This is a genomic window from Bacteroidota bacterium (genome assembly GCA_039111535.1).
Lineage (GTDB): Bacteria > Bacteroidota > Rhodothermia > Rhodothermales > JAHQVL01 > JBCCIM01.
The window spans coordinates 1-8,742 of record JBCCIM010000238.1; the positions used below are offsets into that span (position 1 = coordinate 1).

The 8,742-nt window shown below is 50.3% G+C and carries 9 protein-coding genes; 5 read left to right on the forward strand and 4 right to left on the reverse strand.

The annotated features are described in order from the left end of the window. Window positions 1-61: 61 nt before the first annotated feature. The gene (locus AAF564_24040; protein ID MEM8488641.1) at window positions 62-565 is read right to left on the reverse strand and encodes a hypothetical protein; all 504 of its coding nucleotides are present in this window, start codon (window positions 563-565) and stop codon (window positions 62-64) included. A 34-nt stretch (window positions 566-599) separates the two neighbouring features. Continuing rightward, entirely contained in the window at window positions 600-1,553 is a 954-nt protein-coding gene (locus AAF564_24045) for an SDR family oxidoreductase (protein MEM8488642.1), read from the reverse strand. Window positions 1,554-1,743: 190 nt separating this feature from the next. On the opposite strand from AAF564_24045, the gene AAF564_24050 reads away from it, so the two are divergent. Then, the gene (locus AAF564_24050; protein MEM8488643.1) at window positions 1,744-2,637 is read left to right on the forward strand and encodes an AraC family transcriptional regulator; all 894 of its coding nucleotides are present in this window, start codon (window positions 1,744-1,746) and stop codon (window positions 2,635-2,637) included. A 15-nt stretch (window positions 2,638-2,652) separates the two neighbouring features. Here AAF564_24050 and AAF564_24055 read toward each other — a convergent pair whose 3' ends face one another. After that, window positions 2,653-3,414, reverse strand: a complete 762-nt coding sequence (locus tag AAF564_24055; GenBank protein MEM8488644.1) for a hypothetical protein — start codon at window positions 3,412-3,414, stop codon at window positions 2,653-2,655. A 366-nt stretch (window positions 3,415-3,780) separates the two neighbouring features. On the opposite strand from AAF564_24055, the gene AAF564_24060 reads away from it, so the two are divergent. Further along, a complete protein-coding gene (locus tag AAF564_24060) occupies window positions 3,781-4,491 on the forward strand; it encodes a class I SAM-dependent methyltransferase (GenBank protein MEM8488645.1) in 711 nt (236 codons plus the stop codon). A 31-nt stretch (window positions 4,492-4,522) separates the two neighbouring features. On the opposite strand, the gene AAF564_24065 is transcribed toward AAF564_24060, so the two are convergent. Then, the gene (locus AAF564_24065; GenBank protein ID MEM8488646.1) at window positions 4,523-6,052 is read right to left on the reverse strand and encodes a TlpA disulfide reductase family protein; all 1,530 of its coding nucleotides are present in this window, start codon (window positions 6,050-6,052) and stop codon (window positions 4,523-4,525) included. 206 nt (window positions 6,053-6,258) lie between these two features. Between AAF564_24065 and AAF564_24070 the strand changes: the two genes are divergently transcribed. From AAF564_24070 to AAF564_24080, 3 genes are all read left to right on the forward strand, one after another. Continuing rightward, window positions 6,259-6,651, forward strand: a complete 393-nt coding sequence (locus AAF564_24070) for a hypothetical protein (GenBank protein MEM8488647.1) — start codon at window positions 6,259-6,261, stop codon at window positions 6,649-6,651. A gap of 416 nt (window positions 6,652-7,067) precedes the next feature. After that, window positions 7,068-7,484, forward strand: coding sequence for an OsmC family protein (locus AAF564_24075; GenBank protein MEM8488648.1), 417 nt, complete (start codon window positions 7,068-7,070; stop codon window positions 7,482-7,484). A gap of 99 nt (window positions 7,485-7,583) precedes the next feature. Further along, window positions 7,584-8,654 carry a serine hydrolase gene (locus tag AAF564_24080; protein ID MEM8488649.1) on the forward strand — a complete coding sequence of 357 codons (1,071 nt, stop codon included), beginning with the start codon at window positions 7,584-7,586 and terminating at the stop codon, window positions 8,652-8,654. The last annotated feature ends 88 nt before the right edge of the window (window positions 8,655-8,742 follow it).

The window sequence follows — 8,742 nt, forward strand, 5'->3', positions numbered from 1 at the left end:
AAATTGGACGGTAGGCCAACTCCTTTCAACATACAGCAAAACCCACACCTCCTCAGTCGACCTATTGCTTTTCAACCGACATTAATTGTTGATGGTACGCTTCAATTCTCGCGTGTGCATTGGTATCTACCAATAAAATAGCCACCATCATTGCAATGGTTACAATGCCGATGGCGCGCCAGATTGGCTTGTCGACAAATACGATCAGCAATGCAGCGGCTACAATAATAAAGGGAATGACTTTAAATACGATGTTTTGGTATTCTTGCATCGTTTTCTCCGCTCGCACTATTTCTGATTGCACAAACGCTGTTGCATCGTGCGCATAGGCTCCTGGAAAATTGGCGAGCCTTGATTTGTTGGAGTAAATCAGCCCTATGCCGATAACCAGCAGTAACGCGCCGGCTACCAATGTCGGCACAGTAAATACCTTCGCTACCTCGGTTTTACCCCATTGCCAGAACCCAAGGCTGCCCAACAAAAAGAGGATGCCAAAAAGGATGAAAAACGCTGACGAAAACACTTCAGCTTTTGCCCAATCGGTTGCTATTTTGAGAATGTCCATACCATCATTTTTTTGTTTATCTCGACGCGCTGGCTCATAAATTCCATTTAAAGCCGGTCTCCTTTTCTGATAACGCCCACAGCTTTTCTGCTACAGGTTTATCCTTCGCGTGTGGCTCCAAGTTACACTCGCCAACCGGACCTGTCCAATAGCCGCGTCCTGTAGGGCCGTAAAACCCTTTTTGGTCCAGGTCTGGTTCTGTAGCACACATCAACTCAGGGTAAGCGCCTTTCTCTGCGGATTGCACAAATGGAGACAGCGTCATCAGATACCAAACAAACCGCATCATTAAACTACCACTTGTTGTAATCAACGAGGTGGACGAGGCGCCTGGGTGGCAGGCGTATACCTGCACATCGTTCTTACCGGCTTTTTTCAATCTATCCTGCAATTCATAAACCGCCATGATCTGCGCCAATTTACTCTGGCTGTAGACATTATTGGCGTGGTAGTTCTTGTCCCAGTTTATATCATCGAACTGGATGGTTTTTATGCCCAGGTTATACCCCATACTACCCACAACCACAATGCGGCCTTTCGATTCTTCCAGCCGTGGGTGGAGCAACCCTTGTAGCAGGAAATGGCCGTAGTGGTTCACGCCTAGCTGGCTTTCAAAACCGTCAACGGTGAACTGCTGCTTGGGCACCTGGGCAATGGCGGCGTTACAGATAAGCGCATCAATGCGAGGCAGCGTCTTAAGGACCTCATCCGCCGCTTTTCGCACAGAAGCCTGTTCCGCCAGGTCCATTTGTATAAACAACACATCTGCATCACTGCCAAGCTCCTGTTTTAACGCCGCGATGGCGTCAGCTGATTTTTTAGGATTACGGTTCAGCATCACTACTTTTGCCCCTTTGGACAACAGTATCTTCGACGCTTCGAATCCTGTTCCACTGTTAGCACCCGTGATGAGGTAGGTCTTCCCCTCAAGGGAGCTTATGCGCTCCGGGGTCCAGCCCTTGGATCCAAATCTATTTGTGATAGCCATGTTTTACGTCTTTTTTTGCACGTTGATGATCTGTTCAACAACTTCTGCGTCTCTGCCAGTCCAACAATCTCCTGACCGGAAGTAACGATAACTCTCACAGCCGCGTAAAACCAGACTAAATAGTCGCTAAAACATGCCTAATTGTATCGCATCTATTGTGATGCGTGATTTACCGGGGTATCTTTGTTGTATGAGCCAACATCAAATAAAGACCCTCATCGAGAACAACGCCTCCGAAGAGGGCATGATAGAAACCGGGATAACGGGGGTGCAACTCTTCCGCGTTACCGAGTCGATGCGCTGTGCCCCTGCTGTCTACGAGCCTTCTGTAGTAGCTATTGTGAGCGGGACCAAGGAAGCCATATTGAATGGCAAGTCTTATAAATACGACAGCAGTCAATACATGTGCTGCACCATGTCGATGCCAGTAGAAGCCGGCACGCCCGCTGCTTCGCCAGACAACCCGTTGCTCGGCGTGTACATCGCGCTGGATACGCGCATGATGACTGACCTGGCAATTGAGATGGAAAGCGCAGCAGGGGCCATTCGAACGCCCAAGGGTGGCCCCCTCCCACCCGGGATTGCACTTGCTCCGTGGGATCATGCATTTTCTGGGGCGCTGTTGCGGCTCCTACAATTGGCAGATAGTCCGGCCGATGCAGCCGTACTCGGGAGCAGCCGGCTCCGGGAAGTCTACTACGCCATTTTGAAGGGCAGCGCTGGCGATTCCGCCAGGCGCGCCTTTGGCGTGGGCAATGAAATTGCGCGAGCCATTGCGTATTTGTCAGCCCGCCTCGAAGAGGCAGTCACCATCGAAGACATGGCTGAGCAAATAGGCATGAGCCGTGCCGTGCTGCACCGCAAGTTCAAGCAGGCCACCTCGATGTCACCCATTCAGTTTGTGAAGTCAATGCGGCTCAACAAAGCGGCCATGCGAATTGCCGGAGGCATGAACGTGAACGAAGCAGCCATGGAAGTGGGCTACGTGAGTTCCTCTCAATTCAGCCGGGAATTTAAACGGATGTACGGCCAATCGCCAAGGCAATGGAGCCAGGCAAGGCAACTGCCGGCAGGAATGGCCTAAGGCAATATGATCGGTCTAGGACGCATCCTGTATTTTTTGAATCAGCACGCTGATTTCCGTGGTTCTTTGCATGAGCGGCGCTTGTCTGTCCTCAATTCTACCCATCCGCCAGTAGTGCAATGCAAGCAGATTGGCAAACTCCAACTCATGCAAAACAGGCCTGGGATCAACGGCTTTTCTGGCCTTGTAATACTGGGGATTGTCAGGGTTCAGGTAGTATTCGAATTCTTCCCACGACATCCACTTAGCCGTGTAAGGATAGTATTGCGTTGAAAACTCTCGAGACCATTCATCTTCCTCGCGGCCCAATTCTTTAAGCGCTGTTGTCCACCGGCCAATGGCTCGCCTCAGGTCAGCATCCGAAATCAGCCTCAAATTACCCGAGCTTCTTAATTCATCAATCACGTCAGTTTGTACAGGGCATCTAACCACGGCACCGACACTACCAAGTAACCATGTTGCACTTTCTATCGCCAGATTTGAATAGTCTGCCCCTGTCAGGGTCCTTAGCGAATCTGCAGCGCGAACAAGATTACCTAGCTCAGCTTGACAGCCGCTGACGATTTGCGCATTCGCTGTCATCTCGTCGAGCACAGTTACAAGAATGTCCGCGGCCTCTTGTTGCGTTTGCCGTTCTATATTCCAGTTGTTGACCTGTAAAGCGATGAGGATGCCCAAAACCACTAGAATGATCTCACCAAACGCGTAAACCAGATATTTCCTGAGTTCTCCTTCCTGAAGGAGTTTTTTGCGTAGCTTCCGAAAGAATCCAATCATATAACAGCAGCCTGGGTTTGTCTAGCCACAGCAAAGTAGTGAGAGAAAGGAAATTATTCCCTATCGTGTATCTGATAATTCAAAAAACTTTTCAGTAAGAAGGCTATGGTCCCTCTCAGAGAACGCCCCAAGGGTACCGGCGCTTATCCTTGCCCAAACTGCCGGCATCTCATCTCGCCCGAAAATCATACCTGCTTCAACTGCCAGGAAGAAAGGAAAACGCAGCGTGCGCTCATGATAAAACAGTTGACCTCGGGCGGTCGTCCCTTCTTTATTATAGCATTTTTGGTAGCACTGGCGATGGCGCTATATGTCATGCTGTATGCAGGATGAGAAGAACGCCGCAAAACAACACCAAGTTTAGTCATGTTTGACAAATCTGCTGAACTTTACGACCTCATTTATGCCCAGTTCAAAGACTATGCGGTTGAGGTGCAGCAAATCCACCACCTGATCACAGATCACATGCCGGCAGCCAGAACTATCCTCGATATCGGCTGCGGGACCGGCGAGCATGCCCTCCATTTGGCTGCGCAATTTGGCTACCACGTTGACGGGATTGATATAGAGCCAGGTTTTGTAGAAATCGCCAGGGGTAAACATCCAGGTGGTCAGTTTGCAGTAGCAGACATGAAAGGCTTCAACCTGGACAAACGTTACGATGTGCTGCTCTGCTTATTCAGTTCGATCGGCTATATGGACGGACTGGAAAGCCTGCACGAGGCCATGGCCTCTTTCAAGGCACACCTGAAGCCTGATGGCATTTTGATTATAGAGCCGTGGTTCGCCCCGGGGTACCTGACCGACAAGAAAGTATTTTTGCACAGTTCAGAGACGGAAGATCTTAGCGTAAGCCGTATGAGTTATACGGAGCTAAAAGACACTACATCGATTTTGCACTTCGAGTACCTCCTTGGCAATGCAGAGGGGATCACTTCGTTTAGTGAAAAACATCAGCTGACACTGTTTACAAAAGCGCAGATGATGGACAGCTTCATTGCAACAGGGTTTGAGGTGACGCACCAGGAAGGCGGCCCAAGCGGACGCGGCATTTATGTGGGGCAGGCAACCAAGTAAAAAGGTTATGCTGCCCTCAAATCCCTATAGATTAAAGCTCAGTCACAAGTAGCGCTGCAACCATTTCCATTAAGCTAGCATCAGCCGGCCCCGGTGCGTAATCTTTGATAACCTTGCCCTCGCGGTCGATCAGGAAATAACGCGGGACGTATTGGATGTTATACATCTCAAACTGCTTCGACACAAACTTATTAGACACGCGGTAGCTGGTTGTTACAGCATCAGGAAGCAACGTGTCAGCTGCCGCCTGCCAGTAATCATGTTTTTCATCGATCGAGACGTACAGGACAACAGCTTCTTTCCCCGAAAATGAATCCTCCAGAGCGTGTAACTCGGGCATCGCCTGAATGCAAGGACCACACCAGGCGGCCCACCAATCCACATACACAACCTTGCCGGCATGCATGGCAAGTACTTCAGAAAACGTTTGAGTAGAGCCATCGCGGTCTTCCAGTATAATCTCCTCTTCTTCGCCGGCATCCATAGCATATTCCGAAGTGATGTGGTTAACCATCGTCGTATCAGAAACAAATTCCTTGAACTTGCTCAAATACCGAAACCGATAGGCAACCGGATATTGCTCCATAATGCCTTTCAGGTCATCCATAAGCAGCGACTCTTTCACCTCCTGCGACAGCCATTCAGCCGCCAGGGTAGAGTCAAATTTAATGGGGTAATCCGGATACCGTAAACCGGACCCGTCGTAGGTCTCGGTCACAGTTGGTATTTGAAAACGATACGCCATGTAATCGCTCAGCGCATACTTCATGCTTCCCATGAATGCCAACGCCTCGATACTTAGTTGTGGAATATAATCAGCTGACTGGATTCCATCCATCTCCCCCACTGCCTCGGCTGCCGGCTGATTAACGTATCGATCTACGCGCTCCCTTTTCATGTCCCGGTCCATCAACCTGAAATAATTGATGGTTTTGTGATAGGTAAACGCTTCCTCTGAGATTAGCGATGCGTTGAAGAGCGAGTCGAGAAAGATATTCTCGCGCATTGTTTCGTCCAGGTCCTGCTGGGTGACACTGGTCACATGGTTCAGGAAGTTTGCCTCCTCTTCTTCCTTGGTCCAGTTCGGGTCAAACGCAAACTCAAACATGTAGAGTCGAACCGGCACCTTACGTTCATACATTTCCTCCCACGATGCCAGGTTATAGTTTAAATCATACGGCAGCACCGCTCTATTGAGTACTTCGGCGTGGGGTTTAAACCTGTCGTATGTAAACCGCACCGTATCACCTTGCTGCACAATGAAGTGAAGCAGCGAGTACGTCACAGGGCCATCTTCATCATCCTGATAAGGATAGGTATGCGTTAGTTCAAGTACCTCCCGGTTTGTAAAAATGGTAAGCGTATCGCCGGTCTGATTGGGCCGGAGGCTCCGTTTAATCCGATGGTCGTCTACATACTGCGCGATGCCTTCGGGCAGGTTCTGTCTGAAATCCGGATGTGCGCCAAAGATGAGGGAGATTGCGCCAGGTTTTTCTTCGGGTGCAACGTCGGGTTTTGGTGCGCAGCCGACAAGGAGGACCAAGAGACACAGGTATCGCATATGGGCATTCAAGTGTGACAAAGGGTACAAGTTATGTTTTTACCAGTTGGTAATGCATAACCGACTACCTAAATAGAGTCTTGAGAATGGGTTTTGTTGTTTTTTTGACCAGGCTTGCACACCATCGATGTGAACATACTGTCTGGATATGTCGTCATATGTTATAGGCAAACATTCCTTCCCCGGCTACTGAACTTGCGTTTCCGATGAGATACCTGGCTTTGATATTTCTGTTACTCGGCTGCACGGCAAGCCAGCCAACGAATAATACTTATGCATCGTCCGAGGGTTGTGACAATCCCAATTGTGATCCGGAGCTGACCTTAAAGATAACGCATGGTTTTGTCGACCCGGTTACAAACAGTTATACGCTCGCGGGATATGTCTATGGCTATATCAACGGTGAAACGCAGGGATTGGCAAATGCACGCGTGTTGTTTAATGCAGTAGAGGCCATGGCTACCGATGCTGATGGCTACTTCCACGTGCAAGGAGAGGATGCCAAACAATCCATAAAAATCTCTCATGTCGGATTTAAAATCCATAGCGCCCCGGCAGCTCAAATTGTGCACAACTTTTTGCTAGAATCCTCTCGATAGAAATGGAGCATGTCTTTTCGCCAGATCACAGTGTCTGGCTTAGATACCTACACTTCGCTTTAAAACATAAACCCTAATGGCTCATTGGCTTTTAAATGCCGGCCGCGTTGCTGCACTTGCTGTGCTGCTGTGGACCAGTGGTTGCACGCCTGCACGAGAAATTTCGGTATATCCCGACAGCGCCGGGTACACGGTGAACAATCAGGATCCATGCAAGACATTATGAAAACCAGGAAGCAACTTTACAGGTAGGAATTGTCAGTTTCCTGGCTGTCGGGTTTGCTACCCTCCGCCTTGCGCATGAAAGACATAAACCCGTACGATATGTGTTGATTCACCAGGGATAGGTGCGTTCACGATCCCCTTAAATCATTAGATTTGCCTCATCTTTCCTTTCACCTGCCTGCAACCGCTCCATGCCTGACAACGCCTCCCCGAAATTTGCAACAGCCCGTGTTGGTGCATCTGGAATCATAACCGATCTTGAAGTCCGGGCCCATCAATTTAAATGTGATGAGACAGAGGCCTATGGCGGACAAGACCAACACCCTGATCCCTACGACTACATCCTGTCTGGTTTGGCAGCCTGTGTAGCCATTACCTTGCGCCAGTATGCTGACCGGCACAACCTTGCCCTGGCCGGCGCAGAAGTGCAGTGCAGCTATAACAAGATCAACAACGCAACAGGACACAAGAAAGACAAGATCACCAAGTCCATCAAACTCATAGGCAACCTCAGTCCGCATGACCAGGCCCGTTTGATGCGTGCAGCCCAATGTCCTGCGCACAGGATGTTGGACCGTGGCATTGAAATCGAAACCATCGAATCCTAACAAGGTGCTTCACAAGATTTAATGGCACACTTGGATTATATTAGCATTGCCTTACATCCAGCCCCTGCCACTTTAGCCACCTAACACCAGCCTCTCCTTATGCGCCTGCTCCTTTTCTTTGCTCTCATCCTCAGCGGATGCACCCAGCAACTCCCCCCGACATCACAAGCTGTTGATGGGTGGACCATGGCGGCGCCAGACGAAGCGGGATTTAACCCTGCATTGATAGCGGAGACCATCACATTCATTGAGGAAGACGAGCACGCTGACTTCAGCAGTCTGGTTGTTGCGAGAAACGGGGCGCTTGTTGTTGAGCAATACTTCAACGGACACGGCCCCGACTCACTGCGCGACATGCGGTCAGCCGGCAAAAGCATTACCTCAGCGCTTGTGGGCATCGCGATAGAAGAAGGCTTTCTCCCCGGCATCGATACGCCGGCGCTGCCTCTCTTCCCCACTTACAGCCCAGTTGCCAACGACGGCGCAGACAAGCAGGCCATTACCATCAAACACCTCCTCACGATGACTTCCGGCATTGATGCTGACGCTGATGATGACACGTCCCCCGGCTATGAATCCAAAATGGAAGTAACACCCGACTGGGTCCGCTTTGTCCTTGACCTCCCCATGGCACGGACTCCTGATACCGGCTGGACCTACTCTTCTGCCAGTTCTTTTCTTGCCGGCGCTGCTGTTGAAGAGACCTCAGGACTAACCCTCGCAGCGTTTGCTGAACAGTGGCTTTTTGGTCCACTCGGCATCGATGACTACTACTGGGCCCAAACCCCCAGCGGACGCACCGTGGGCCAGGGCAACCTCTATATGCGCGGACGAGACATGGCCAAGATCGGCCAGCTTTACCTCGATGGCGGACGCTGGCAAGGCCGGCAGGTGCTGCCCGAGGCCTGGGTTGAAGCATCCGTTGGAGCGCTGTACCCTGTCCCATGGAATGGCTATGACGGATACGGCTACTCATGGTATACGCATACACTTGAAGTAGATGGACGGGCATTCAACTACTTCTTTGCCTCAGGCAATGGCGGCAATAAAATCTACGTTTTCCCCAACGAACAGATGGTTGTTATCACCCAAAGCGCAGCATACAATACGCGCTATGGCCAGGGGCGCTCGTTCGAGATACTCAGACGCGTACTTGCAGCTGTAGTCTAGCGAAATTGTCCATCAATAGACCACTGTTTGCCATTGATGGTATTTTACTTTTGATCTGCACCCGTAGACATGAAAGACTTTTCTCCGC